Origin of the sequence: Bernardetia sp. (assembly GCF_020630935.1) — a bacterium.
Lineage (GTDB): Bacteria > Bacteroidota > Bacteroidia > Cytophagales > Bernardetiaceae > Bernardetia.
The window spans coordinates 21,912-48,665 of the sequence record NZ_JAHDIG010000020.1; the positions used below are offsets into that span (position 1 = coordinate 21,912).

20 protein-coding genes are annotated in these 26,754 nt (G+C 33.5%); 12 read left to right on the top strand and 8 right to left on the bottom strand.

Annotated features, from left to right (window positions below):
- Window positions 1–30: 30 nt before the first annotated feature.
- The 4 genes from QZ659_RS07495 to QZ659_RS07510 all read left to right on the top strand — a co-directional run bounded on the left by QZ659_RS07495 (window position 31) and on the right by QZ659_RS07510 (window position 3,193).
- Window positions 31–891, top strand: a complete 861-nt coding sequence (locus tag QZ659_RS07495) for a 1,4-dihydroxy-2-naphthoyl-CoA synthase (RefSeq protein ID WP_291724301.1) — start codon at window positions 31–33, stop codon at window positions 889–891.
- A gap of 112 nt (window positions 892–1,003) precedes the next feature.
- A complete protein-coding gene (locus QZ659_RS07500; protein ID WP_291724304.1) occupies window positions 1,004–1,777 on the top strand; it encodes a class I SAM-dependent methyltransferase in 774 nt (257 codons plus the stop codon).
- Between the two features lie 89 nt (window positions 1,778–1,866).
- Complete coding sequence (locus tag QZ659_RS07505; RefSeq protein WP_291724307.1) at window positions 1,867–2,445, top strand: hypothetical protein; 579 nt, start codon at window positions 1,867–1,869, stop codon at window positions 2,443–2,445.
- 76 nt (window positions 2,446–2,521) lie between these two features.
- Window positions 2,522–3,193: a YggS family pyridoxal phosphate-dependent enzyme gene (locus tag QZ659_RS07510; protein WP_291724311.1), complete on the top strand. Its 672-nt coding sequence runs from the start codon at window positions 2,522–2,524 to the stop codon at window positions 3,191–3,193.
- 9 nt (window positions 3,194–3,202) lie between these two features.
- Here QZ659_RS07510 and QZ659_RS07515 read toward each other — a convergent pair whose 3' ends face one another.
- Together QZ659_RS07515 and QZ659_RS07520 are read right to left on the bottom strand one after the other, a co-directional pair.
- The gene (locus tag QZ659_RS07515; protein ID WP_291724314.1) at window positions 3,203–4,765 is read right to left on the bottom strand and encodes a TPM domain-containing protein; all 1,563 of its coding nucleotides are present in this window, start codon (window positions 4,763–4,765) and stop codon (window positions 3,203–3,205) included.
- A gap of 139 nt (window positions 4,766–4,904) precedes the next feature.
- Window positions 4,905–6,188 (bottom strand): sensor histidine kinase, encoded by a 1,284-nt coding sequence (locus tag QZ659_RS07520; protein ID WP_291724317.1) that lies wholly within the window; start codon window positions 6,186–6,188, stop codon window positions 4,905–4,907.
- Between the two features lie 261 nt (window positions 6,189–6,449).
- Between QZ659_RS07520 and QZ659_RS07525 the strand changes: the two genes are divergently transcribed.
- Window positions 6,450–7,214: an S-adenosyl-l-methionine hydroxide adenosyltransferase family protein gene (locus QZ659_RS07525; protein WP_291724321.1), complete on the top strand. Its 765-nt coding sequence runs from the start codon at window positions 6,450–6,452 to the stop codon at window positions 7,212–7,214.
- 7 nt (window positions 7,215–7,221) lie between these two features.
- Window positions 7,222–7,857, top strand: a complete 636-nt coding sequence (locus QZ659_RS07530; RefSeq protein ID WP_291724325.1) for a hypothetical protein — start codon at window positions 7,222–7,224, stop codon at window positions 7,855–7,857.
- 112 nt (window positions 7,858–7,969) lie between these two features.
- Here the strand turns inward: QZ659_RS07530 and QZ659_RS07535 are convergent, their stop codons facing one another.
- Together QZ659_RS07535 and QZ659_RS07540 are read right to left on the bottom strand one after the other, a co-directional pair.
- Complete coding sequence (locus tag QZ659_RS07535) at window positions 7,970–8,488, bottom strand: hypothetical protein (protein WP_291724328.1); 519 nt, start codon at window positions 8,486–8,488, stop codon at window positions 7,970–7,972.
- A gap of 52 nt (window positions 8,489–8,540) precedes the next feature.
- Window positions 8,541–10,448, bottom strand: a complete 1,908-nt coding sequence (locus tag QZ659_RS07540; RefSeq protein ID WP_291724330.1) for a hypothetical protein — start codon at window positions 10,446–10,448, stop codon at window positions 8,541–8,543.
- A gap of 610 nt (window positions 10,449–11,058) precedes the next feature.
- On the opposite strand from QZ659_RS07540, the gene QZ659_RS07545 reads away from it, so the two are divergent.
- Window positions 11,059–11,871 carry a DUF2490 domain-containing protein gene (locus tag QZ659_RS07545; RefSeq protein WP_291724333.1) on the top strand — a complete coding sequence of 271 codons (813 nt, stop codon included), beginning with the start codon at window positions 11,059–11,061 and terminating at the stop codon, window positions 11,869–11,871.
- A 56-nt stretch (window positions 11,872–11,927) separates the two neighbouring features.
- Window positions 11,928–12,806, top strand: coding sequence for an MORN repeat-containing protein (locus QZ659_RS07550; protein ID WP_291724336.1), 879 nt, complete (start codon window positions 11,928–11,930; stop codon window positions 12,804–12,806).
- Between the two features lie 131 nt (window positions 12,807–12,937).
- Here QZ659_RS07550 and QZ659_RS07555 read toward each other — a convergent pair whose 3' ends face one another.
- Window positions 12,938–14,626 carry a tetratricopeptide repeat protein gene (locus tag QZ659_RS07555; protein WP_291724339.1) on the bottom strand — a complete coding sequence of 563 codons (1,689 nt, stop codon included), beginning with the start codon at window positions 14,624–14,626 and terminating at the stop codon, window positions 12,938–12,940.
- 214 nt (window positions 14,627–14,840) lie between these two features.
- Window positions 14,841–16,496 (bottom strand): tetratricopeptide repeat protein, encoded by a 1,656-nt coding sequence (locus QZ659_RS07560; RefSeq protein ID WP_291724342.1) that lies wholly within the window; start codon window positions 16,494–16,496, stop codon window positions 14,841–14,843.
- 230 nt (window positions 16,497–16,726) lie between these two features.
- On the opposite strand from QZ659_RS07560, the gene QZ659_RS07565 reads away from it, so the two are divergent.
- Entirely contained in the window at window positions 16,727–17,896 is a 1,170-nt protein-coding gene (locus tag QZ659_RS07565; RefSeq protein ID WP_291724345.1) for a cysteine desulfurase family protein, read from the top strand.
- 67 nt (window positions 17,897–17,963) lie between these two features.
- Here the strand turns inward: QZ659_RS07565 and QZ659_RS07570 are convergent, their stop codons facing one another.
- Window positions 17,964–18,512, bottom strand: a complete 549-nt coding sequence (locus tag QZ659_RS07570; protein ID WP_291724348.1) for a Crp/Fnr family transcriptional regulator — start codon at window positions 18,510–18,512, stop codon at window positions 17,964–17,966.
- 82 nt (window positions 18,513–18,594) lie between these two features.
- Window positions 18,595–19,086, bottom strand: a complete 492-nt coding sequence (lysM, locus tag QZ659_RS07575) for a peptidoglycan-binding protein LysM (protein ID WP_291724351.1) — start codon at window positions 19,084–19,086, stop codon at window positions 18,595–18,597.
- 626 nt (window positions 19,087–19,712) lie between these two features.
- Here lysM and QZ659_RS07580 point away from each other — a divergent pair.
- From QZ659_RS07580 to QZ659_RS07590, 3 genes are all read left to right on the top strand, one after another.
- Window positions 19,713–20,168 carry a hypothetical protein gene (locus QZ659_RS07580; protein WP_291724354.1) on the top strand — a complete coding sequence of 152 codons (456 nt, stop codon included), beginning with the start codon at window positions 19,713–19,715 and terminating at the stop codon, window positions 20,166–20,168.
- A gap of 261 nt (window positions 20,169–20,429) precedes the next feature.
- Window positions 20,430–21,626 (top strand): hypothetical protein, encoded by a 1,197-nt coding sequence (locus tag QZ659_RS07585; RefSeq protein WP_291724357.1) that lies wholly within the window; start codon window positions 20,430–20,432, stop codon window positions 21,624–21,626.
- A gap of 74 nt (window positions 21,627–21,700) precedes the next feature.
- Window positions 21,701–26,716: a C25 family cysteine peptidase gene (locus tag QZ659_RS07590; RefSeq protein ID WP_291724360.1), complete on the top strand. Its 5,016-nt coding sequence runs from the start codon at window positions 21,701–21,703 to the stop codon at window positions 26,714–26,716.
- Window positions 26,717–26,754 lie beyond the last annotated feature (38 nt).

Genomic DNA, 26,754 nt, shown 5'->3' on the forward strand with positions numbered 1-26,754 from the left:
AAATTAATTTTTTAAATCAATTATAAAAAAATGACCCCAAAACCAGACTGGAAAGAAATCGAAGAACTCAATACTATCAAATTTGAAGATATTACTTACAAAAAATGTGGTGGCGTGGCTCGTATTGCCTTCAACCGTCCAGAAGTTAGAAATGCCTTTCGCCCCAAAACAGTAGGCGAATTGTACAGAGCTTTTTTAGATGCTCGTGAAGATACTTCTATTGGAGTAGTGCTTTTCTCATCAGAAGGACCTTCGCCAAAAGATGGCGTGTATTCGTTTTGTAGTGGTGGCGACCAACGTACACGAGGACATCAAGGCTACGTCGATGATGACGGAATGCCAAGGCTCAATATTTTGGAAGTGCAGCGTCTTATTCGCTTTATGCCAAAGGCTGTGATTGCTGTTGTGAATGGCTGGGCTGTTGGTGGTGGACATAGTTTGCATGTCGTTTGTGATTTGACACTTGCTAGTAAAGAACACGCTATTTTCAAACAAACTGATGCCGACGTAACCAGTTTTGATGGTGGGTATGGTTCTGCGTATTTGGCTAAAATGGTAGGACAAAAACGAGCTAGAGAAATTTTCTTTTTAGGGCGTAATTATTCGGCACAGGAAGCCTACGAAATGGGAATGGTAAATGCTGTTATTCCTCATGACGAACTAGAAGATACAGCTTTCCAATGGGCAACTGAAATTTTAGAAAAATCGCCTACTTCTATAAAAATGCTCAAATTCGCCTTCAACCTAACGGATGATGGAATGGTAGGGCAGCAAGTTTTTGCAGGGGAAGCAACACGTCTTGCCTATATGACTGATGAAGCAAAAGAAGGGAGAAATGCCTTTTTAGAGAAGCGTAAGCCAGACTTTAAAGATATTAAATGGATTCCGTAAATCAGTTTCCAGTTATCAGTAACCAGTAATCAGTTGAAATACAAACTTCTCAACATAGTAGTTTGTATTTCTCTGTGTTGCTCTGTAACTCTGTGTTTAAAAAATATTTAATTTGAATCAAGACTACTATAAAAATTACTACCACCTAGAACGAAATCATTGGTGGTTTGTGGTGCGTTTAGAAATTTTGAAGCAAGAACTCCAAAAAATCATTTCTAAAGAAAAAAAAGAATTACGAATTCTAAACATAGGCATTGCCACAGGAAAAACTACCGAAATGCTGAAGAAATTTGGAGAAGTAACTTCACTAGAATACGATGCTACTTGTGCTGATTTTGTAAGAGAAAAATTAAATCTTGAAGTTATTGAAGGTTCAGTTTTAGAATTACCTTTTAAGGATAATAGTTTTGATATGGTTTGTGCTTTTGATGTTATCGAACATGTAGAAGACGACCAAAAAGCTATTTTTGAGATGAGTAGAGTTTGCAAGCAAAATGGGAAAATTTGTATTACTGTTCCAGCATTTCAAAGCCTTTGGAGCTACCACGATGAAGTAAACCAGCATTTCAGAAGATATAAAATGAGTGAAGTTGTAAATTTATTTGATTTGCAAAGTAAAAAAAATAATTTTACCTGTAAACTACTTCGAAAAACCTATTTCAATTCTTTTTTATTTGTTCCGATATGGCTTTTTAGAAAACTAAACTTTCTAATTCCGAAACAGTTTATTCGAAAAGGTGCAGGTTCTGATTTTGAAATTTATAAAGAAAATAAAATCTTAGATTCACTTTTAAAAGGAATTTTCTTGGTAGAGAAAAAACTATTTCGTTATGATATTTCCTTTCCTTTTGGTGTTTCGTTGCTTTATTTTGTAGAGAAAAAGTAATTTGATTGTCTGCTGTTCTGTGAGCCACAGAACAGGGAAGTAGTAAATAATTTATCACTTACCATTCATCATTCATAATTTAAAAATCTATGGTAAAAATCCCTAAAGAACTCAAAGAGGCTATCTGCCAAATGCCTCAAAAAGAAAAAGATAAAATATTGCTACGCTTAGTGGCAAAAGATGAGCTTCTCGTGGCAAAACTAGAGCATCAACTTTTTGGAGATGAGAATGAAACAAGAGCATTGGCTGAAGAAATAAAAGAAGAGATTGACAAGATGACAAGTTATGACCACGACACACCAGGTTGGCTCATGATGGCGATGCGAAGTGAAAATGGAGATATTACTCGCCATGTCAAGGTAACTAAAGACAAAAAAGGAGAAATCGAACTAACTTTGTACTTGCTATCCCAAACTTTTAAGAAGCAAAAAGATTTTTTAAAAAAGTATGCCTATCGTGCAGATAAGTTTGGAGGTTATGTTTGTAAGAGGACTGATTTTGTCTTGAAAAAAATTATTAAACTTCATCCAGATTTGCAGTTTGATTCTAAAAATGAAGTAGAGTTTATACTTGATTTTCTGCATACTTCAAAAGCAACACAAGCAGATGCAGTATTACAAAAAATTCCAACAGACTGGGAAGTCTTTTTAGAGAAATATGGAAAATAGGAATCAATTACGACCTGCTAAAGCAGCGAAGCTAATTAAAAATTACGAAATATTTATTCAACAAAGTTAATTACCAATGCAAGATGTTATAAAAGAGAACTTAGAAAATATTTTATCAAAACTAGAAAATACAGAGGCAAAATTGATTGCTGTTACTAAAACGCATCCTGTCGAAAAATTACAGACTTTATATGATTTGGATTTTAAAACTTTTGGAGAAAACCGAGTACAAGAACTCACCGAAAAATATGAAATGCTCCCAAAAGATATTGACTGGCATTTGATAGGCACACTTCAAACCAACAAAGTTAAATATATTGCGCCTTTTGCCAAGATGATTCATTCGGTAGAAAGTTTCAAACTCTTGAAGGAAATTGATAAACGAGCCAAACAAAATGAAAGAGTAATTGAATGTCTTTTACAAATGCACATTGCAGACGAAGAAACTAAGTTTGGATTAGATGAACAAGAACTTTATGAAATCTTGGATAATGAAGAATTGGCAAAACTCCAAAACATAAAGCTAGTAGGCTTAATGGGAATGGCTACCTTTACAGAGGACGAAAATCAAATCCGTTCGGAATTTAAAAAACTTAAATCTCTTTTTGATAAAGTAAAATCAAATTACAATACAGAAAACATAGCTTTCAGAGAACTTTCTATGGGAATGAGTGGAGATTATCCGATAGCGATAGAAGAAGGCGCAACACTTGTACGTGTAGGTAGTGCTATTTTTGGAAGTAGGTAGAACGCTAAATCAAAAATCACTTCCTGCTCCATCTCCATCAAAACTTCCTCCTCCATATCCTGTGTGTGAAGAGTTATTTGAATTATTGTCTCTGTAATAATCGTCGTCGTCATTATCTTGCGAAGTATTTTTCGAAGAAGAATATTTGTTATTTTGAGATTTGTAAGAGTTTAAAAGAGAATTGACTGAAGTCTTTTTTGTATTTGCATATTCCCAATGATTACGAAGATTTAAAAATAAATTGATTGCATCAGTTGAAGGGTCTTCCAATGTTTTTAAGGTCTGTTTGAGAAACTCACGCTCTTGTTTTCTTTGGTCTTTAGTTTTCAGTTTAGCAGGATAAATACTTTCTAAATTATTATTACTGATGATATGCTTTAACCAGTTTTTAATCTGTTGAGGTTCTAACTTTTTTGAAAGTTTTGGAGGCAAGAAAGGCAAACGAAGGCGATTTTCCATGTTTTCGAAGTAAACGACTTTATACTTTTCCTTGTAAGGAATAGTAACAAACTTTTGCATCATACTTTCTCTATATTCTGAAACTAAATTGGGTAAAAGAGTATAAAATTTTTCGGCTTCCTTCCAATATGTATCATCCGTTAGATAGGAACGGATTTGTTCAAATTCTTGGCTTTTCTTGAGTTCTTCTTCTGCATATTTTATTTCATTATACTCTATGCGTTTTTTTAGTAATTTTTTTTCAGTAGCCGTTTTCCAATTTTGAGCAGCTAGTGGTTCGTGTTTGTTATAAATTTGATAGGTGTCTTCTATCATTTTGATTACTTTTTCTCTCTTTTCAGACTGAATTTTCTGTTGTTCTTTCTCATTTTTCCACCAAATTAAGCTAAATAAAAATATTCCTTGAGTAATTCCACTCATTATTAAACCAATCCAAAAAGCTTCAACAACAAACAGAATGGTAAGACCAATTACTAGCCAAATAGAAAGAAAAATAAAGCTAAATTTGAATCTACCATCGCCAGCGAAGACTCCTCCCATAAAAAAGAAGACTACACCAAATAAAATAAATGTCCAAATTTCTTTACTTCCTAGTTTCTCAAAACCTTTTGGTGCAAAGTTATTTCCTAGTTTTTGGGTAAAGTTAGTTGTGAGTTGGTCTAGGGCAGAATAAAAATCTTGATTTTTGAGTAAAGGTGTGATTTGATTGAGCCACGCTGTTAGTTCTTCTTCTGTGATATATTTTTTGATTCCTTTTCCAATTTCTATTTTTATTTTTTGCTCGTTTGTTGCTAAAAGTATTAATACGCCATTATTTTTTTTTGCTTGCCCAATTCCCCATAAATTAGCTACTTGTAAACTTAGTGTATCTATCGGATAATTTTCTAAGCTAGGAATCGTAATAATCTGTATTTGTGTAGTTGTCCTTTGATTATATTCGTGTAGTTTTTCTCTTAATTGTCCCTCCTTTTTTTCTGAAATGATGGAAGAGTAATCTCTCATCAAATCAAAATCAGTTGGTTTTTTCCATAGTGATTCAATTCCCAAGTAGTTTTGAGCAACTACTTGTCCTATACTTAAAATAAAGAGAAGAGTAAGTAATAATTTTTTCATGGCTGTAAAAGATTAAACATTACTAATTACGCTAAATTGGTTGTTTTTTTAAATAAAATGCATTTTTCTAAAGCAAGCAATAAAGCAACATTGTGTAATTATAACAAAAAAACTATAGCCAAACCTTTTTAGTAGAAAATTATATAGGTTCAAGGTTAGGAATTTCGATATAAAAGAGAGAGCCTTTACCAAATTCAGAGCTTACTTTTACATGCCCATTTATTTTTTGGAGCGTTTCTTTCAAAATATATAGTCCTAAACCAGAGCCTTTGCTTTCTTCATTGGCTCTATAAAACATATCAAAGATTTTTTTTTGATGTTCTTTTTCTATTCCTATGCCGTTATCTTGGATGGTTATACAGGCTTTTTCTTTATAAACATTTCCAGTTATTTTGATAAAACGAAACTTTTTACTTTTGTCAGAATATCGGAAAGCGTTGGATATAATATTATTAAAAATAATTCCTATACGATATTTATCAGCATAAAATTCTTCTTCTTGATGAATATTGATGCTGATATCTATTCCTTTTGCTTCTGGCAAATATTCAAATTCTTTAATCAGTTCGGTTATATATTCTTGCCAGTTTGTTTGTTGTGGTTTTATTTCGATGCGAGAATTACGAGAATAATCTAAAATATCCTTTATGAAAGAGTCTAGCTTCAACAGACTTTTTTCTTTTAGTGATTCATAGTGTTTCAATTTTTCTGTATCAGTTTCTAGCTTTGAAATATTGATAAGTCCTAAAACAGAAGAAATTGGCGCACGCAAATCGTGGCTAACACTATAAACAAAGTTATCTAATTCTTTATTGGTCTTTAAAAGCTCTGTGTTTTTATCAATAAGGATTTTTTCTGACTCCAAAAGTTTATTGAAAATATTCTGATACGATTTTATAAGTACCCAAACTACCACAGGCAAAATGAGCAAAAGAAGAATCATATTCACTTTTCCAAAAATTTTTTCGTGTTCGGAATTAACTTGAGGAAGACGAGGAAATATATCAAAATCAAACAAAACAAGCATTAGTGCTAAGGCTAAAGGCACAACTGTATGGAAGATTATATATTTCTTATAGCGTATATTGAGTACCGAGGGCAAGAGTAAGATAGAAACAAAAAAGAGAAAATGCAGATTACTATTTCTTCCAACAGCACTAGAAAAATAAAAAGTAGTAATATTAAACCCTAATAAAAACCAGTGTGCTGCCTGTTCTGTACCTAAATATTCTTTGATGATAAGTGTCATAAATAGGTAGAAAACTACAATCAGCCAATACCATAAGTTTTGCCATAAGCCTAAGTAAATATCTGGAATAAAACTCAAGGTTACCGATATAAAGAGAAAGAAGACCAAATAAGTGATATTCTTACTACGCTCTTGGCGTTCGTTTTCCAAAAAAAGACGAATGGCATTTTTCATTTTTCTTACAAAAAAAGATAAAGGAACAACTTACTCTAGTTAAAATAAAAAACTATAATAAACATCTTGTGCTAGAAAAAGCAGACTTTCAAACAGAATACTATAATTGGGGAATATATGTATTTGCCAAAGTTTTACTTCCTAAAGATAATCAGAATTTAGTTTAATCTATAACAATCAAATCATAATCTTTCTGTATATTGCTTATTGATTTTTGTAATAAAAGTATAATAAAATAAAATGCCAGCAAAAGGACTAAATATGAACATTGTTTTACTTACTGACTTTGGGTATCAAGATGGTTTTGTAGGAGTAATGAAAGGTGTTATCAAATCAATTTCTCCACACGCAAATTTGATAGATTTGGCGCACTCTGTTCCAGATTATGATATTTTGCGTGGCGCATTGCTTTTAGAAGCTCATTATAGTTATTTTCCGAAGGGAACAATTTTTTTGTGTGTCATTGACCCAGGGGTTGGGAGCGACAGGCAGCCTATCATCGTAAAAAGTGGAGGGTATTATTTTGTTGCACCTCACAATGGAATTTTGGACTTGATTACAGCCCTTGAAGATGTAGAACAATGTATTGAAATTACGAACAAAACCTATATGCTTGAAAGTGATGCTAATAGCTTTCATGGAAGAGATATTTTTGCACCAGTAGCAGCTCACCTTGCCAACGGAATTTCTATGGAAAATATGGGAGAGGAAATTCATTATGATTGGTTTCTTAATTATCCATTCAGTACTTACAATGAAGAGGAAAAAATGGTAACAGGCGAAATACTCTCTTTTGATAAGTATGGAAACGCACTAACCAATCTTAGAGCTAGAAATAATATAAAATATGGTAAAATATTAGAGCAAAATGCAAGGTTTTGTAATTTTTTCTTGGAAGGTAGCGACAGATTACCCAATCTTATCAATGGCTCTTTTGGGAGAGTAGAAATATTTGTTCCTGAAGAGAGTGCTGAAAAACAGCTGCGTTTGCGTAAAGGCGATGAGGTAATTTTGTACTTAGAATAACTCTTTCATGACTGACTGGCTACTCAAAATAAAAGAAATCGTTTGGTTACAAATTTTTATAATTTATACTCGTTACCTCATAGGAGGCACTTTTGTTTTTGCAAGCCTAATAAAAATAAAAGGACTGCGTTTTACTACCAATAGTGGTGCAGATGCTCCCATTGATTCGGCTTGGCATTTTTTCGAAACAATGTATCAATCAGGGTTGTATTGGCAATTCTTGGGTTTTGGGCAGCTTGTGGCTGGGTTTTTCTTAATGACACAACGTTATTCAAAACTAGGAGCAGCACTTTTTTATCCTATTATCCTTAATGTTTTTGTAATCACACTTTCTTATGAGTTTGGTGCAACACCTCTCATCACAGGTCTGATGCTTTTGGCAAATACTGTACTTCTTTTTTGGGAATGGAATAGCCTAAGAATATTTTTTAATCAATCTCTCATCAGAGACAACCCAAATAGAATAGAAAACAACCTCATTTGGCAATGGCTAGGTTTGTTTTTGTTTGTCTTTACAACTTCTTATAGAATCTATACGAATAAATATGATATGTTCTTTTGGTTGGGAACATGTTTTTTAATAGGGCTAAGTGGATTTGTTGCTTGGCTTTGGAAAAGCAAATTCAAAACGCAAACTGTATAGGCTTGCGTTTTGAATTTTTGATTAGAGTATTGGACATGAACAAATATTTGTTGATGTTTTAGCGCAATACCAACAATTTTTATCTTATGTCTAGCACTCTAATTTTTGATATTTATGCTTTCTTCTTATAGATTTTTTTAGTGTCTTCGCCTTCTTTCATCAAGACTAATTTATCATCAGTAATTTCTACGATGGTGTAGTTTACAGGAGCTTTCTCTTTTCCTGCTTTACTATCCCATTCCATCATTGTGATAGTTTTGCCATCATCAGACATTGTCCAATAGCCAACTACAGAAGAAGAAATTAAGCCCTCACCTACTTTTCTTTTATAAGAAAATTTGCTTTTGTTTTTTTTATCCCTTGAAAAAGTAAGCGTTTCGGCAGCAAAATCAGCTATTTTTCCGACATCTCCCTTTAGCTCAATATTTGATTTGATACCAGAAGCATCTTCTACGTTTTCAGAACCTTTTGCAAGGTTGGCATTTACATCATATTTCCAAGAAGAAGCCATTAGTTTCTCTCCTTCGGCTGGTATTTTTGCCTTTTTGCTTCCACAAGAAGAAAGATTAAATGATAAAAATAATACAGCTACAAAAGCAGTCAAGAGGTTGAATTTAAGATATGTTTTCATGAAAATTAAAAGTTAATTGATAAATAAATTTGATTAATTTTTGAGAAGATTTTTATTCCCACTCATGGCATTTTGATATATTTTCTTTTTTCATTAGGTAACCAAACTCACCCCTTCCACTAAAAAGGGTTTTGTCTCCGCTCATTTCGAAAAGACTCGGAATTTGGTCAATGGCAGTAAAATTCCAAACTGTTCCATTTACTTTTTTGAAAAGTCCGATAGGAATAATTTCTACTGTTCCGTTTGGACGTTCGATAGCAGCCCATCCACTTGTTGCATAACCGATGACTGGATGAGGCCATTTAGCATCTTTTACTTCACTGGGTGTATCTGTATGGACGAACTTCAATAGCTTTCCATATTTTCCGAAGCCTTCTAGGTTTGAAATCATTTTTCGGTCGTCTCTACAAGCCTGTGGCATTGTTGCTTCAATACGTCTTTGGAGAAGTTTATCGAAAAGTGATTGAATTTCAGAGCGACTTGCTTCATTCATTTCAAAAACAAAAGTATTATAACCTATTTCAGTATTAGTATTTGCCATTTTATCTCTTGTAAAGCCTATTTCTAGTTCGTGAGAACCATTTGGAAGATTGAGTAAAAATTTCAATATGTTTAAATGAACATCGTATTGATAACCACTTTTGTAGTCTAAACTTTCTGGATTTGGAAAAACATTAAAACCGATTGCTCCATTATTTTTCAAAAAGGTTTCTTCGTCTTTTTTCCAAACAAATAGTTTTTGGCTATATGTAAAACCATCTTTTTTTCTCCATTTCATCCCTACATAACGCTGTCCAGAATTTAGAGGATTAGGAAAGTAGCCAACTAAAAATTTTCCGTTTTTAGGCGATAAAATTTTACTTGTTTTTTCTTTAGAACCCTCTCCAACAGGAATTTCATCTTTAAATAAGGCTACCTGTCCCAAATTATTTTTGTGATAATTTCCCTTTATATAAGGAGCTGCACTGATGGCTTTGTTGTAGGTTTCAATGGCTTTTTTATGAGCTGCTTTAGTTTCTGCATTTGGATTTACAGTTTCAAAATCTGATGCCAAATCAGCTACTTTTTTGAGGTAGAGCAAACGAGGTTTTCCTTGTACGAAGTCTTCGCCGTCTTTGGCTGGAGTGATGGAAACGCCTTCTAAATATTGATTGATGATTTGAGGAAATAAAGGATAAATTTTAGGCAAATCTTGATTCATAAACTGAATGCCCTTTTTTCCTGCATAACTTGTGCTGATATTGGCTTCTCCATACGTATCTATTTTTTCTTTGATGTCGGATAAGTCATTATTGACAAACATTTGCAACATAGAATATCCTTTCCAGCCCATTATATCATTAATATTACTAATATGAGGAAAGGTTTTGGATTTAAAATATGCCATAGCGTCAAAGCTGCCATCGTTATTAGACGAGCTAGACGAAGATGAAGCATTTGAGCTAGAGTTAGATTGTGTAGTCGCAACATTTGTGTTTTCTATATTGGCTACAAAGGAATCAAAAAATACATTGGCTTTTTTCTCATCTATTTTTCCAAGTTGCTTTGCTGTAATGAGTATCCAAATACGATATTCACTCATCCATACACGAATCAAAAAATTGTTTGTACCACTTTTTACTTTTGCTTCTTGTCCTTTTAGGTTGCCATTATTGAGTTTTTTTACACTTCCATTGACATTGCCATAACTTGTAAAGGCTGCATCTATGTGTTCTTGTGGATTTTCGAAGGTAGCATCTCTTGTGATAAATGTTACTCTATATACTTGCTTTCCATCACTGGCTGTAAGGGTTTTGTAATCGCCATCAGTTTCTGTGGCTGGGTTAGCAGGGAAATTCATTTTAAATTTTCCTTCGCTATAATTATAAGTTTGCCAATCTGCTTTTGCTTCATAGAGTACAAAACTAAAGAGCATATAAAGCAAGGTTGCTCTAAGGAGCAATTTAATTTTTGATTTCATAGTAATAGTAATAGATTTTAGTTTTTTTTGAAAGAGTTTTAAAAATAGTGAAAAGGTAAATTTGGTGTAACAGACTTTTACGTCTTGTTTGATGTTTGAATGTACGGAAACCTATTCAAAAAGGGCAAAAAATAACTGGGACAAAACTGGGACAATTTCTTAAAGTGCTTTTAATCAATGTTTTATGGATAGGATGGGAGTTATGTTTTCTAGTAAGAAACAAAGTACAACCTTCTTTTTTTAAGACAAAAAATCTGAAGTTTTAGCTAGTTGTACTTAAAAATTGCCTTCTTTATTCTTTGAAAACTTCTTAAAATGGTCAATGTTTTTATTTTTGAAGCCTACATTTTGGATGTATAATCACTTTATCATCAATGTTACTATTTTGATGATTTTGAAATATATTCTTTAAAAAAAGTTAATATATTTACATTATGTTATAACAAGAAAAGTTTAATCCTTAGAATACTGTACATGAAATAAAAAGTTGTTAGTGTCGCTACACTAAAACACTAGCGAACGGCACTTTTACCTGTTCTATGACTCACAGAATAGCAATATCTATTGATGTCCAGTACTCTATTTAATCCTATTCAAAAATACATTTGTTATGTGGCAAAGAATCTCTTTTACTATATGGGTTGTTAGCCTATTTTTTTCACTACAAAAAGGTGTCGCACAGAGTGAATCAACTGCAAAGTTAGAGGAAACAGGACTTTGGAGTGGTGTATATCTCAAAATGCGCTTCAGCAAACATTTAGGCTATTATGGTGAGCATCATTACCGTATGCGAAATAGTAAAGACCATCTATATGGTTTTGTAAATCAGTCTCGTCAAATTTATAACAGAGCTGGACTCAACCTCTTATTTAGCCCTTATTTTGAAGCTGTCATTGGACCTACCTTTGTTTTGAATTTTACACCTGACCCAGCTTCTTCTGAATATGAAAAAATGACCGTAGAACCACGTATTTGGCATCAATGGCTCTTTATAATGCCACCTATGGGACGAGTAAAGTTCTATCATCAATTTAGGTTTGAGCATCGTTGGAAACGCAAAAATAATATAGGAGCATCTCATAAATATACCAACCGTTATCGCTATAAATTTTTTGCCTATGTTCCTATCAATAAAAAGAAAATTGGAGTCAAGACACTATTTTTTTCGCCTAGTGCCGAGATTTTTCTTCACTCTGGCAAGTCGGTAGTTTATCATCCTTTTGAAGATTTCAGAACCTATAATGGTATTGGTTATGTCATTAATCGTAATTTGACATTTTTTGGGGGACACATGTGGACGTATGGACAAAAAACAACAGGTTTTGAATACAAAACAACACATATCATAAGAATAAACCTTTTGGTAGGTTTAGATTTTAGAAGCCTAGAAGAACGGCTACCTCAAATTAATCTTGGATATTAGATAGCACTCAACAATTTTTAGTATTTTGTAATAGTAACTATCAATTCCTATTCTTTATGAAAAAAATATTTTGGATTTCGCTCTTCTCTAATGTTTTACTGCTTGTAGGTTTAGTCTGGTTTTGGTCTCATAGCTCATCTACTGAAGAGAAATTAATATTTAAAACGCTAAAAACAAGCTATCAAGAGTATTTGAAAAAGGCTAATTTGGCTTTCTTTGAAAAGAATTACCAAAAATCTTTTATGTATTACTCTCTTGTAGATAGCCTTACAATAGATACTTTAGATTTAGAAGTTAAAGCCAAATATTACGTTCAATCTCAAGAAGTTATCAAAGGAAATCTGGACAGTCTTAAATACATTCTGAAAGTTGCCTACACAGGAAGTATGGAAAAGGAAGAAGCACTCAGAAAACTGCAAGAAGAAATTGTAGAAAGAGACCGACAAATAGATACACTACATCATCAGTTAGATGAAACTAATATTGCCCTACACGATATAGAAGAAGTCAATCAAACACTTTCACACAGATTAGAACAAACAGCAGAAGATAAATATCAAGTGCTTGACTTCACAAACAAAGAAAATACAAGTATTAGGTATTATGGTAGGGTTGAGAATGATAAAGCCAACGGTTTTGGTATCGGAATTTTTGAAACTGGAGGGATTTATGAAGGAAACTGGAAAAACAATCTGCCTAATGGAAAAGGAAGATACGAATGGAAAAATGAAGATGTGTATGAGGGCAATTATGTAGAGGGAAGAAGAGAAGGCTATGGAGTTTATATTTTTTCTTCTCAAATTCGTTATGAAGGCGATTGGGTAAATAACCTACGAGAAGGAAGAGGAAAAATGTATTCTCCAGAAGGACAACTCTTGTTAGATGGTGACTGGATGAAAGACAAATTTCAAAAGAATAAGAAAAAGAAAGATTAGACGCTACTAAGACACTATTTCAAAAAGTACACTATCCTGTAAAGTGTGTAAGTTTAAAACTCTGCTTATTTCTCCATAGTGTTGGGTTTGCTATGGAGAAATGAACTTTACAAAATCATCAATTAAAAACTTTACCCTTTGATGAGCTTGTCTCCTAATGACTGCGCTTTTGGATTATTGAACCTTTTTAAAAACTGTCCTAACTCTGGGAAAGACACTTTTTTAGGTCTAAATTTTTTAGCAAGTTTTAAATATTCTGCATCTCTAGTTTGAGAATATAAAGCAACAGCACAAAACAAACGCACATCTTGACGCTCCAAGCCTTTTAGAAGCTCATTTCTAATTTCTTCATTGTGTCGGATAGAGGAAAGCGCAATACTAGCACGCATCTGGCGCACTTGTAAAAAACGGTAATTTCTGTTTCTCCACTTAGAAGCTGTTTTGGGCAGAGGTAAGTAAAGTTCTCTAATAAGGGCTGCTCGGCTTCTCTCATCATTGAGCATAGATAAATTTTGAGCCACATCCATAGATTCTGGTAAATAATCATATTCTAATAAACCAATCAGAACGTCGTGCATATTGGGCGATTGATTTTTTACCAATGTAGTTGTAACTTCTTTTGTTAGGTTTATCTCTTTCGTATTTTCTAAGAGTTGAACCAACAGCCATTGACCATATTGTGTTTTGGAAAGCACAGTAATAATATTTTTCTGTTCTCTAGATATATTGTAATGATGATTAAAAGAACGCAATAGTTCAGAGTCAGTAGCACTAGCAGCTAAAACGGTAACTAATAAGTTTTGTGTAACAATATCCTTTTCCTCTAATTTTATAGCTAAAGAATCAATCAGATTAGACCATTCTTTCTTTTTACTATAATTTCTTGTAAGCAATCTATCCAGTAGAAATGCTTTTTCTTCATTAAACTCAAAACGAGCATATTTGGGAATAGAAGCATAAAAATCAGCCTTTTGGTTGTATTTTGAAGAAGCTAATACCTTTTCTGTATCCTTATTTTGCTCTTTCATTTTAAAAATACGTGCTAATTCTCTATACGTATCAGGATTTTGATTATCAATTTCTAAAGAGCGATGAAGTTTGGCAATAACTAACTGTTCTAACGAATCTTGTGCTTTTTGAGTAGTTGTCTTGATTTTGGCTTGATAGGTAGCAGACCTTGTAAGATAAAAACTATTTTCTGGGTAGAGTTCTGCCAATTGTTTGTGATATAGAAAAGCATTATCAAACTCTCTGTTCATTTCGTAGAGTTCTGCTAGTTTTTCCAAGACATAACTTTCATACGGATAGATTTTATAAGCTGCTTGATAAGAATCAATTCCATTTTGCCAATATTTCAAAAAAGAGGTAGAAGTGTTTTCTAAAAAATCTTTTTCATACGTTTCCAAATCATTTTCCTTTTCTTCATCAGAATAGGTTGTGAGGTAGATAGAAGGAGCATTTTGTTTGGCTTTATCATAAAAAACACTTCCAATATTCATGTGTAAAACATAGTCGGAAGGTTTTCCCTTTAAGCCTTCACTCCAAATATCAATGGCAGCTTTCCACTCTCCCAAGTGGTAGTTCATTTTTCCCAATACAGAACGAGAATCAGAATCGTCTGGGTCGTGTTCTAGATTTTGTCTCAGCAATATTTTTGCTTCGTTATGATTCCCTGCATTAAAGAGCGAAATTGCCTCGTCTAAAGAGTGAGGAATAGAAGAGGTCGTTTGAGCTACTGAAACAGAAATGCTAAGGTAGAAACAAACAAAAACACCTAAATTTATATATCTTCTCATCATCGATTGTTCATCTAAATTCAAAATATATCCAAAAAAGGATATGTACAAGATAGAGAAATAAAATAAAATTCTGAAATTTAGCTTTTATTCAATATATTGTTTTATATAGCTTGTTGTCTATTCTAAACGAAAATAAATTGATTCTAGTTGCAATAGCTTTTAAGAATAATATATTTATTGAAAAACTGGATTAAAAAGACGCTAAAAACTAAAACGTTTTAGCAAAAAAAAGGTGCTAATTAATTTTGCTCAAAATCTCCATCATTTCCTCTTCTGAATCTACTTCCAAACGCTGGCGCAAACGATATTTGCCCTTTCTCACACTTTCTTCCGAAATTCCCAAAATAGCTGCCATTTCATACTGTGAAAGACCAAGTTTTAGTAGGGTAGCAATTCGTTTTTCGGCTTTTGAAACTTTGGGAGATTGTTTTTCTAATTCTTCAAAAAAATGAGGATGTACTCGTAAGAAAGTTTGTTTGTAGTTTTGCCAGTCTTCTTCTGTCAAGATTCGACTACCTATAAGTTCTTCAATTTTTTGTCTTTTGAGCCTGTCTTCTTCTTCCTGCGATTCTTTTAGGGTAGAGAGTTCTTCTCTAAGTTCGCTTAGGATAAGATTCTTCTGAAGTAGGTTGTTAGTGTGTCGCTCTAATCGCTCTTTATACTGTTCTATTTGTTGCTGTTTTTCTCTTAGTTCTAGCTCTTGAACTTGCTTTTCTATTTCTTTGAGAGAAATATCTCTTTTGTGTCTTGTTCTTTGAAGCTGTAAAAGTAATAGCAAAACGGCTGTTGTGATTATAGCAATTATTAAAACTAAAATATTTCTAGTTTTGGTAGCTTTTTCTCTTTCTTTGAAAAGGAATTGTTCTTGTTGTAGTCTTTCTATTTCGTTTTGCTTTTTTTCATTTTGGTATTTTTGTTCCAGTTCGTTCAATACCTCTGCATTAGTCATTTCTATTAAGCTATCACGCAATTTCCTGTATTTTTCTAATACCTCAAAAGCATTTTTATAATCTTCACTTAAATAAAGTGCATAGCTTAAATTTCGATGGGCATAAATTGAAGAGCGAATATTTTGCGTTGCTTTGGCATGCTCTAACCCTTTATTGGCGTATATTTCAGCAAGGTTGTATTTTCCTGTCTTGAGTGCTACATCTGTTAAACCATTATAGATTTTTCCAATGTTTTTTTGATTTTCTTTAGGAGTAATTTCTAATGCTTTTTGATAAGCTGTTTCAGCTTTGTCTAAGTTTTCCATGCGTTGATAGAGATTGCCTGTGTTGAGATAAATGCTTCCTCTATCATTTGGTTGTAGGTTGGGTTCTTCCAAACACTTTTCAAAATAAGTTTCTGCTTCATCAAACTGTTTTGTCTTAGAGTATAACGTAGCCAAAGTGAAGTACACTTTGTATAAACCATTACTATTTTCATTTTGAGCAATTTCGATAGCTTCCTTTAGGTAGCGTTCAGATTCTTTAAACTCTTGTTGTCTAAAAAATAAAATTCCTATCTGCCTATATACCTCTACAATAGAACTTTTGGGTAAATGCTGTTCTTTATATTTAATTGCCTTTAAAAAATATTCCATTGCCTTATCTACATCAGCTTTTTCAGAATACACAATTCCAGTATTCTCATAATTGGTAAAAACACCTCTTTTAAAATCTATTTTTTGAGCTAACTGCAATCCTTTATCAGCATATAGTAAAGCTGAATCTATATTTCGAAGGCACATTTCAAATGCCAGTTCGTTATACAGGTTTACTTTTGTTGTATCAGTTGTTGTGTTTTGTAACTCCCTTTGTAGAGAGTCAATTTGAGTTTGAGCAAAGGAATTTTTGGAGAATAGAAATAGGATAAGGAAAGAAAGAAAAATAGGGTAATTCACATTCATAAGAGTAGTAGTTGTTTTGAAAGGCTTAATTTATGCTATTTTCTGCTATTCTTATTCAATTTAGTACAAAAACCAGAATACAAAATTGAGTTTTTTGGAAAATCTCTGTAACTTTGCAAGCCTTACTATTTAATTAAGTAATTCATTATCAGTTTGTTACTGATAAAAGATAATACATTTCTTTACAAAACAGTCTATCCCAATACTGTTTATATATATTTTACCAGCTTATGAGTTTAGTTTCTTCTTCCTCTCGCATTTATTTAGACAACGCAGCTACCACTAGGTTAGACAAAGCTGTTTTAGATGAAATGATGCCGTATTTAACAGAGCATTTTGGAAATCCGTCTTCTACACATTCTACAGGGCGTATCGTAAAATCGGCAGTAGAGAAAGCTCGTAAGACTGTTGCAGGTCTTTTGAATACATCGCCAGCCGAAATATTTTTTACTTCTGGAGGAACAGAAGCCGATAACACTACCATTCGTTGTGCTGTTCGTTCGCATAACTTAAAACATATCATTACTTCACCTTTAGAGCATCATGCTGTTTTACATACTGTTGAAGAATTAGAAAAAAGAGGAGAAGTAAAAGTAAGTCTAGTAAATATTGATAAACGTGGAAATATAGATTTGAACCATTTAGATGAACTTTTGAGTAAAAACGAACGCTCACTTGTTTCTCTTATGCACGGAAATAATGAAATTGGAACAATTACAGACCTCAATGCCGTAGGAGAAATCTGTCAGAAATATGATGCTATGTTTCACTCTGATACTGTTCAGACGATGGGATATTATGAAATGGATTTGCAAGCATTGCCTGTTCATTACATTGTAGGTTCGGCACACAAGTTTCACGGTGCAAAAGGTGTTGGCTTTTTATACATTAGGCACGATGCAGGTTTTTGCCCATTCCAAACAGGTGGGGCGCAGGAGCGCAACATGAGAGGAGGAACAGAAAACGTAGCTGGAATTGTAGGATTAGCAAAAGCACTAGAAATTTCACTTTCAGAGCGTGAAAATCATAAAAAACACATTCTTTCTCTGAAAAGCAGAATGATAGACCAGCTAAGAGCTAATTTTGGAGAAGATATTCATTTTAATGGCGAATCTGGAAATCTTGAAAAAGGTTTGCCAAAGGTACTCAATGTGCAGTTTCCAAAATCAGATATGGGCGATATGCTTTTATTCAATTTGGATATTCAAGGCATTTCTGCATCAGGAGGAAGTGCGTGTTCTAGTGGTTCAGAAATTGGTTCACACGTCTTGACAGCTCTTCAAAACGACCCTGCTCGTCCTTCAGTACGTTTTTCATTTAGTAAATACAATACAGCAGAAGAAATTGATTTTGTAGTAGAGAAAGTAAATGAAATTTATGCACCTGTATTGGCAAAATAGATTTTCAAATTTTAGAAAACTTCAAACTCACAAGGCTTTATGCTTTGTGAGTTTTTTGATTTAAAGATTATCTGTTATTTGAATGCAAACGACTAAGTGTTTCTGGAGTCATGCGAAGATAGGCAGCAATATATTTATGAGGAATTTCTTGAAAAAGATGAGGACTACGTTCATAAACACGTTGGTAGCGTTCGGCTGGGGAATTATGAAGCAAATCAATTTCTCTTTCTAGCTGTTGTAATATTAGTTCTTCTAAAAGTAACTGCCACAATCTAGTATATTCTGTATCAGCAAAAACAAAGGCTTTGAAATCATTTTTATTCATTCTAATAACTTTTGACTTGCGAATTGCTTCGATAGAATAAATAGTAGGAGTATCTCTAAAAAAAGAATCTAAAACAGCCACCAACGAACCACGATAAGCAAAACGAGTAGTGTGTATTTCATTTTCACTCTCCACACAGATACGCAATGCACCACTTTCTACATAATAAATCCAATTATCAGTGCTGCCTGTTCGAACGAGAATATCATTTCTTGAAAGAGTAATATCTTTATCCCATAAATGAGAGGCTTTTTTATCTATGGCTTGCTTGAGAATTTCTATTGGATTCATAATCAAAAGTAGAAAAAGATAAAAAAAAAGACCTTTGGAGTTGTATTTCAAAGGTCTTATACTACTTTAAAAAGCTGAAAAATTATTTTGCAGGAATACGCAATACTTGCCCTGGATAGATAAGATTAGGGTCTTTGAGCATTGGTTGGTTGGCTTCAAAAATAGTATTGAATGCCTTCACATCACCATAAAATTCTCCTGCAATTTTAGACAAACTATCGCCTTTCTTAACCGTATAAAATTGAGCTTCTTGCTCTGGCTGTTCTACCTCAATTTTATCTTCCACAATAGAAACTCCTTCTACATTTCCGATGGCTAAGATAATTTTCTCACGCTCTGCGTTGGTTTTTGTTTTTCCTGTAACAGTTACAGACTGTCCAAAAGCAAGGTTTAAGTTTTCTACTGGAATATTTAGTGCCAGCACTTCATCCTTTAGAGCTTCTAGTTTTGACTTTTCTACCTTTTGTTCTTCTTCTATGTGTTTTGCAATTTGAGGGTCTGGAGCTTGTCTTTTTTCCTCTTTTTTACCAAAAACTTTTGCACCTGCTTCTTTAATGAATGAAAATAATCCCATAATGTTCTAAAAAAAATAAAAATTGTGTATTAAAAAAATAAAGTTGAAAAAATAGAAATGTATAGGTTCTAGTTTTTTCTGCTCAAAAGATAAGAAAAAGATTTTTTAGACAAAAATACGAAGCAAACTAGCCAAATAGCTCACTTTGCATCTATAAAGTTATTAAAATGAAAAAAATAAAAACATGAATAATAAATCAGATAAACCTAGTTTAGTATTTAATAAATACAAAAAAAAGGTCATATATCTTGAAAAAATTTTACAAAATCTATTGTTATTAAAAAAACTTTGTTATTTTTGCCATACGAGCAATTAACTTTATATACTATATTCTTGAATATCATTTTTATATAAAAAATGAAAATCATATACATTCAACTCCCCAAATAGTAAAAATAGCCCTTACTTATTTTGACTAACACAAATTGGCAGATGAATGAGAGAAGAATATCATAAAAGCAAAATAGTTTTATCAGAAAATTGATAATAAAAAATAATATTATGATTTTCTAATACTATTTTAAATACCAATCTTCTATCAAAATCCCCTTATATATTTTTTTAGAGATTATATTTTTTGCTTGCTAATTTACCCAAAGTAATTATACTATAAATTTTTTAATGTTATGACAAAAACTGTCAATTTTAGTGAACAACAACTCGCAGAGATTACAGCTCGCTATGAGCGTCGTTTGGCTGCCATTACAAAAGAAGCAGAGGATATTCGTGCTGTCCTGACACGCTTGAAAGGAGAAGAAAGAAGCAGTAGTTTTAGTACTGGAGAAAGAGGTGTACGTCGTGGACGCATCCAGTGGGAAAAATTTATCTTAGATAAATTACAAGATAAAAACGAACTTCTATTCAAATATGAAATGCGTGATTTGGCTTTCGAAGACGACCGTATTGGCGACCGTAGCGCAATTCAAGTAGATAGAGCTTTATCAGCAGCACTTTATAAGCTCAAAGACCGTATTCAAAGTTACAATGTACCAGGAAAGAAAGGATATGCTTATGGCTTACCTGAATGGTTTGAGAAAGATGGTAGCGTAAAAGAAGAGTTTGCAGACAAAGAGTGGGATTAATCCTACTTTGTAATAGTTTTATACAAAAAAAGGCTTTCTAATATTCATATTGGAAAGCCTTTTGCTATTTATTATGAGTTGTACATTATTTATAAATTTTAGAAAAAAATGATAGAAGAGACCTAAATAATTATTTTTTATTGAAAGTAAAACTTAATGATTTATGTATATTTGTCTAGGTGGTTCAGACCTCTCTAATTATTCGTTAGTATATTCAACATTATATCTAGTTCATTTTCTTCCTCTGTTTATATAAATAAAATGAGTTCTATTTCTTCTCTTGGTATAAAATTATTTGTTTCTCTTTTAGGTTGGCTTGTCATTTTGAGTCTGCTGCCTACTTTTGCACAAGCTCAAAATGCTCCCAAATATAGCAATGAGTTTCTAGCTATTGGAGTGGGAGCGAGAGGCTTGGCAATGTCTGGAACGCCTGTATCTTTTACTGACAATGTAACAGCTGCCTATTGGAATCCTGCAGGTTTGTTGCGTTCAAAGGAGCAATATGAGATTTCTTTGATGCATGTCTCTTATTTTGGGGGGATTGCAAATTACGATTATGGAGGTTTTTCGGCTGCCATTGATTCTACCAACAGAATTGCCTTTTCTGTTATTCGTTTTGGAATAGATGATATTCCTGATACACGCTTCTTAATAGATGAAAATGGAAATGTAGATTATAATAATGTAGGTTCGTTTGCTGAGGCATCTTATGCATTTATGTTTTCTTATGCTCGTGCTATGAGTTTAAAAATCAAGGAGCGAGAAGCAACCGATGAGAAAGAGTACCGTCCAGAACAAAAGTACCCTATCTATTTAGGAGCAAATGCAAAAGTTGTACATCGTTCGGCAGGTATTTTTGCTACTTCTTGGGGATTTGGACTTGATATAGGTATGCAAACACAAATTAAGAATTGGCAAATTGGGATAATGGGAAGGGATATTACAGGAACATATAATGCCTACTCTTTCAATAGTGATGCTGTAAGAGAAACATTTTCAAATACAGGAAATGAGATTCCTACAAACTCTTTAGAGGTAACATTACCACGCCTAACCCTAGGAGCTTCTTATCCGTGGCGTACCAAAAATAGTCAGTTTGGTGTTTTGGGAAGTATTGGATTAGAAACAACTTTTGATGGAAGAAGAAATACAGTCATCAGTACAGATTTTGCTTCTATTGCGCCTACATTTGGTGTAGAGTTAGACTATAAAAATACAGTCTATTTGCGTGGAGGTTTAGGTAATTTTCAGCAAGTTACAGACTTCGACCGTAGTAAATCTTGGACATATCAACCCAACTTTGGTGTTGGTATTGTAGTTAAACAGTTTGTAATTGATTATGCCATCACAAATGCCTTTGATGATTCAGTTGTGCCTTTTTCTCATGTTTTTTCTCTTCGTTTTTTGTTTAATCAACAACAGATAAACTCTTTAAAAGCATCTGGTAGGAAAAAATAATAAGAAACTAAAATAAAGAAAGATAATCATAACAAAGATCTATTTACGATTTATAAAATTTATTCATTGTAGCTATGAACAAACATATATATACTTTTTTATTTGCTTTAGGAATAGTATTTTCCTTTTCTAATAAAATACAAGCTCAGTTATATTTTCCTCCTGCTGACTTTAGTCAGTATATGGATTGGATAGATTATGACAAAACATATTATAAACTTGTGGTTGATGAAGATGCTATTTATAGAATAGGGTTTCAAGAGATTTTAGATGCTGGTATTCCTGCGTCTATTGACCCACGCCGTTTGCAAATCTATTACCACGGCAAAGAAATACCCATACGAGTATTTGGGGAAGGGGATGGACGTTTAGACTCTTTAGATTATATAGAGTTCTATGGTAAACGAAGAGATAGCGATCATGATAAATTGCTTTATCCAAATCCTAGTCAACGACCTACACCAGAAATATCCTTGATGGGTTATAACTCTGTTTACTTTCTTACCTACACTCTTTCTTCAACAGAACAGGTAAAGCGAATGGAGACATTTTATGAGGCAAATACTCAAAACTTAGAGCCAGAACCCTATCACCTAGAATATCAAACACAGAATTTTAGTTCAAGCTATGTTTTAGGACCTTTATATCCTTTGAGTTTTTTTTCTTCTAGTGGACGAGGATGTTTATTAAGTGATTATGAAGACGGCGAAGGAGTATCTGGAGCAAGGTTAGCAAGAGGGAAAGGTGCTGTGCAAGGTTTGGCTGGTATATCGATAGTAGATTACGTACCAGATTCTCTACAGAACTCTGAAATAGGCTTTGGTATTATGGGGTTAGTAAACCTAGAACATAAAGCACGTTTTTACTATCGAAAAGGAGGAACATCAGAAAATATTTTTATAGAAGAAAAAGAATTTAAAAACTATGAAATTGCTAGAGTAAAGAAAATACTTCCTGATTCAGTTGGTTTTATGGAAGATGGAAGAGTAGAGTTTTATATCGAAGATATGGTAGCATCTGCAGGAGCAGGACAATTGAGTTATACAGGAGGGTATGTGCAATATCCACAAGCAACTAAAATGAATGGTGAAGAAGCTAAACGTTTTTATCTACAACCAAATAGTCAAGGCAAATCTTATGTAGAAGTACAAAACCCTACGGAATTTAGTCGTTTTTTTGATGTTACTGACCCACAAAATGTTGTTGAAATAAAAGCAGATAGTTTACAGAATAAGAGAGCTATGATAGTTCCTAAAACCAGTACAAATAGAGTATTGTATGCTTTAGCTGGAACAAAAAGAGTAAACTCCATTACTAAAGCGAACTTTACACCTATCACAGGTTTAGAAGCAGACTATGTTATCTTAACAGCTAAAAATTTGAGAGAAAGTTTTGGAGATATTTCAGACCCAGTACAAGAATATGCAAATTATCGTGCTAGTGAACAAGGTGGAAATTACACTCCTCTAGTAGTAGAAATCAACCAACTTTATAATATATTTTCTTATGGAGAAACTACACCTTTGTCTATTCGTCGCTTTGCAAATTATGTTTTGACAAATGGTAATGCAAAGTTTCTCTTTATTTTAGGTAAAAGTGTAGGAGTTCACGAGGCAGATCCAAATAGCAATGATATTCCTCCTTTCGGTTATCCAGGGTCTGACCACATGCTTACAGCAGGTATAGTAAATGGTGGACTAGAACCTGCACTTGCAACGGCTCGTTTGTCTGCCAAAACACCAAAAGAAGTCATAGATTATCTCAATAAAGTAAAAGAACACGAAAATTTAGAAGGTGACCAAAGTTGGAGAAAAAGACTTTTACATCTGAGTGGAGGCTACTCTCCTTCTGAACATGCTAGTTTCAAACGCTATGTAGAAGGTTTTGAAGATATTGCAAAAGGAGAATATTTGGGTGCAGAAGTGAAAACACTTTCAAAGAAAACCACAGATTTTATTGAGTTTATTGACATTTCAGAAGAGTTAAATAATGGAGTATCAGTTATTACCTTTTTCGGACATGCTGGTGTAAACTTTACGGATATAGAGGTGGGTTATGTAAGCCAAAGTCCTGAGTATAGTAATAAAGGACGTTATCCACTAATGTTGGTAAACGGTTGTGGTACAGGAAATGCTTACGGTTCAAACCGTTCATTAGCTGAAGACTGGACACTCACACCAGACAAAGGAGCTATTTTATTCCTCTCTCATGGAGAACTTGGTTTTAGTGGACAGCTTCGCCTTTATACACAGACATTTTATGAGGAGGCATTTACAAAAGCAGAAAATTTGAATGAACCCATTGGCTTGGTCATGCAAAAAATGTTACGTACTTATATAGCAAGAAATGGCTTTCAGAATGAAATAGCTAGAGCAGCAGCACAACAAATTACTTTGCACGGAGACCCTGCTGTTCGCCTGATTCCTATAAGTAAGCCAGATTATCAGATAAATAATTCTCGTGTAAGTTTAGTACCTGTCAATAATGAAGACTTTGTAAATGCAAATAGTGATAAGTTTAGAGTACAGATAGTAGCCAGCAATTTAGGAATTATGGATATTCAGAATCGCCGAATTAGTGTTCGTGTAAGAAGAACCTATCCAGATGGTACAGAAGATTTTTATTCTGTAAAAGATTATCCTTCTATCGCTAATGAGGATACTTTATACTACGATATTACAGTTGGTCCTGACCAAAAAGCAAAGGCAATAGGAATAAATAAGTTTGAAGTGTTTTTAGATTATCTTGAAGATATTGATGAGTCAGATGAGACCAATAATTACGCTAGTTTTGAATATTTCCTGCAACGTGGAGCAATGGTTACCCTTGCACCCAAGGAATATAGCATAGTAAGTAACACTACTCCAACTCTTATTGCACAAAATAGCAATCCGTTTACAGATGTTAGAAGCTACGAATATGAAATAGATACTACTCATTTGTTTAATAGTTCTGTTAAGAAAACGATTGTTTTACAAGATTATATTACTACTGAATGGAAGGTAGATTTACCTATTTTGGCAGATAGTACAGTATATTATTGGAGAGTGCGTTATGCAGACCCACAGGGAGAAGATAATCAAGAGTGGGCTACTTCATCTTTTATTTACATTAATAATAGTCCTGCTGGATGGTCTCAGAGCCATGTGGCACAGTTTGATAAAGCTACTCTACAAGGACTTTCTTATCCGAAAGAAACAGGACAGTGGCAATTTCAAGACTATTCACTGAACTTTGAAATACAAGCTGCTGGAGGTGCTTCTGCTCAAAGAGGGAATTATTTTATCAAGATGGATGGTGAAACTCTAACCAGTGGAGATTGTAATAAAGGTCAGCTTTTAGTATTGGCAGTAAATAGTCGTACTGGCGCAGTATATAATCCTAAGCCTGCTGCTGGCTGTGACCCTTCACTTGCCGTTGCTGGGTTGCCTTATCTTATTCTCAATTATCTAATAGATAACAGTACATTAACAGATTATGTTGCCAATATGCGTAGTCAAGATTATATAATCATGATGAATAGTATTAATAGTGGCAAACATAGTGCAGAAGCAACAGTTCTTGCTCAACTTGGCTTTACACAAGCTCAAATTAGTCAGTTTACAGCAAGAGCTAATGATGCAGCTTTTGTTTTGGTAGGTAGAAAAGGTGCGCCTGCTGGTTCTGCACTACTATTTAATCTTCAAACAAGAAATGATGTTATCAATGAATCTTTTGTTTTGAATGGACTTACAGACAATGGTACTGTTACTTCATCTTTGATTGGACCTGCTGCTAGTTGGGGAAATATGTTCAGACAATTTGATACTAGAGGTGCAGATGAGTGGCAACTTGATGTATTAGGTGTGAATTTTAATGGAGCAGAAACTGTCTTAGAGCAAAATGTTAGAGAAGATAATTATGCTTTAAATCAGATAGATGCTAATCAGTATCCATATCTAAAGTTACGTGCTACGTTGAGTGATTCTGTTGATAGAACTTCGCCACAACTAGACCGTTGGCAAGTAATTTATAGAGAAGTTCCAGAAGGTGTTTTGCTGTATGACACGCTTTCCTATCGTCAGAATACTAATCCTCAAGTATCAGCTGGCGATTCGGTAGATATTGGATTCCGTTTCCGTAATATTTCTGGAAGTGATTTTTCTAGCCCTTTAGTAGTTCGTTATACAGTTAGAAACGATGATACTGGACTTACAACAGAACATTTTGATACGCTTTCAACTCTTGCAAGAGGAGAAGAACTTGCCTTTAGTGCCAAATTCTATTCTTTAGACTATTTTGGAGATAATTTGCTTACTGTATTTATGAATCCTAGAATACAAGGCGAACAGATTTATGAAAACAATATCTTACAGGCGAGCTTTACAGTTGTACCAGATAATGTAAATCCAGTATTGGATGTAGCTTTTGATGGTATAAAAATTATGGATGGCGATATTATCTCTCCAACACCACTCATTGCGGTTCAGCTAAGAGATGAAAATAAATTCTTGATACGAGAAGATACTGTTGGAATTAATCTTTACTTGAGTAAGTGTGATAGCTGTGAACGTGTAAGGCTCAATTATGATGGTCAGAATGTTCAATATTTTGCCTCCCAAGATAATAACTTCCGTTTAGAGTATCGACCAGAACGTTTAGAGGATGGAAAATATACTCTCATTGTAGAAGCAGAAGATGTAAGTGGAAACCGTGCTGGAGCAGAAGATTACAAAGTAAACTTTGAAGTCATAAACAAATCTAGTCTGACACACTTCTATCCATATCCTAATCCATTTTCTACGAACATGAAATTTGTCTTTACACTTACAGGAGCAGAAGTGCCAGACGACATTCGTATTCAGATTATGACCATTACTGGAAAAATCGTCCGAACTATTACAAAGGACGAGCTAGGAGCAATACGGATTGGAGACAATGTTTCAGAATTTTCGTGGGATGGAACAGATGAATATGGCGATAAGCTCGCCAACGGAGTTTATCTCTACAAAGTAGATATTCGTAATAATCAACTTAGCTTCGAACACCGAGAAACAGCCAAAGATAATCTCTTTAAGAAAAACATTGGTAAAATCTATATTATGAGATAACCACACAAAAAAAGCACAAAACTACGGTTTTGTGCTTT

What these genes read in the sequence shown, in the direction of transcription:
- QZ659_RS07495 (WP_291724301.1), top strand. Translation starts at nt 31, where the DNA reads ATGACCCCAAAACCAGACTGGAAAGAAATCGAAGAACTCAATACTATC.
- QZ659_RS07505 (WP_291724307.1), top strand. Translation starts at nt 1,867, where the DNA reads ATGGTAAAAATCCCTAAAGAACTCAAAGAGGCTATCTGCCAAATGCCT.
- QZ659_RS07510 (WP_291724311.1), top strand. Translation starts at nt 2,522, where the DNA reads ATGCAAGATGTTATAAAAGAGAACTTAGAAAATATTTTATCAAAACTA.
- QZ659_RS07515 (WP_291724314.1), bottom strand. Translation starts at nt 4,765, where the DNA reads ATGAAAAAATTATTACTTACTCTTCTCTTTATTTTAAGTATAGGACAA.
- QZ659_RS07520 (WP_291724317.1), bottom strand. Translation starts at nt 6,188, where the DNA reads ATGAAAAATGCCATTCGTCTTTTTTTGGAAAACGAACGCCAAGAGCGT.
- QZ659_RS07525 (WP_291724321.1), top strand. Translation starts at nt 6,450, where the DNA reads ATGAACATTGTTTTACTTACTGACTTTGGGTATCAAGATGGTTTTGTA.
- QZ659_RS07530 (WP_291724325.1), top strand. Translation starts at nt 7,222, where the DNA reads ATGACTGACTGGCTACTCAAAATAAAAGAAATCGTTTGGTTACAAATT.
- QZ659_RS07535 (WP_291724328.1), bottom strand. Translation starts at nt 8,488, where the DNA reads ATGAAAACATATCTTAAATTCAACCTCTTGACTGCTTTTGTAGCTGTA.
- QZ659_RS07540 (WP_291724330.1), bottom strand. Translation starts at nt 10,448, where the DNA reads ATGAAATCAAAAATTAAATTGCTCCTTAGAGCAACCTTGCTTTATATG.
- QZ659_RS07545 (WP_291724333.1), top strand. Translation starts at nt 11,059, where the DNA reads ATGTGGCAAAGAATCTCTTTTACTATATGGGTTGTTAGCCTATTTTTT.
- QZ659_RS07550 (WP_291724336.1), top strand. Translation starts at nt 11,928, where the DNA reads ATGAAAAAAATATTTTGGATTTCGCTCTTCTCTAATGTTTTACTGCTT.
- QZ659_RS07560 (WP_291724342.1), bottom strand. Translation starts at nt 16,496, where the DNA reads ATGAATGTGAATTACCCTATTTTTCTTTCTTTCCTTATCCTATTTCTA.
- QZ659_RS07565 (WP_291724345.1), top strand. Translation starts at nt 16,727, where the DNA reads ATGAGTTTAGTTTCTTCTTCCTCTCGCATTTATTTAGACAACGCAGCT.
- QZ659_RS07570 (WP_291724348.1), bottom strand. Translation starts at nt 18,512, where the DNA reads ATGAATCCAATAGAAATTCTCAAGCAAGCCATAGATAAAAAAGCCTCT.
- lysM (WP_291724351.1), bottom strand. Translation starts at nt 19,086, where the DNA reads ATGGGATTATTTTCATTCATTAAAGAAGCAGGTGCAAAAGTTTTTGGT.
- QZ659_RS07580 (WP_291724354.1), top strand. Translation starts at nt 19,713, where the DNA reads ATGACAAAAACTGTCAATTTTAGTGAACAACAACTCGCAGAGATTACA.
- QZ659_RS07585 (WP_291724357.1), top strand. Translation starts at nt 20,430, where the DNA reads ATGAGTTCTATTTCTTCTCTTGGTATAAAATTATTTGTTTCTCTTTTA.
- QZ659_RS07590 (WP_291724360.1), top strand. Translation starts at nt 21,701, where the DNA reads ATGAACAAACATATATATACTTTTTTATTTGCTTTAGGAATAGTATTT.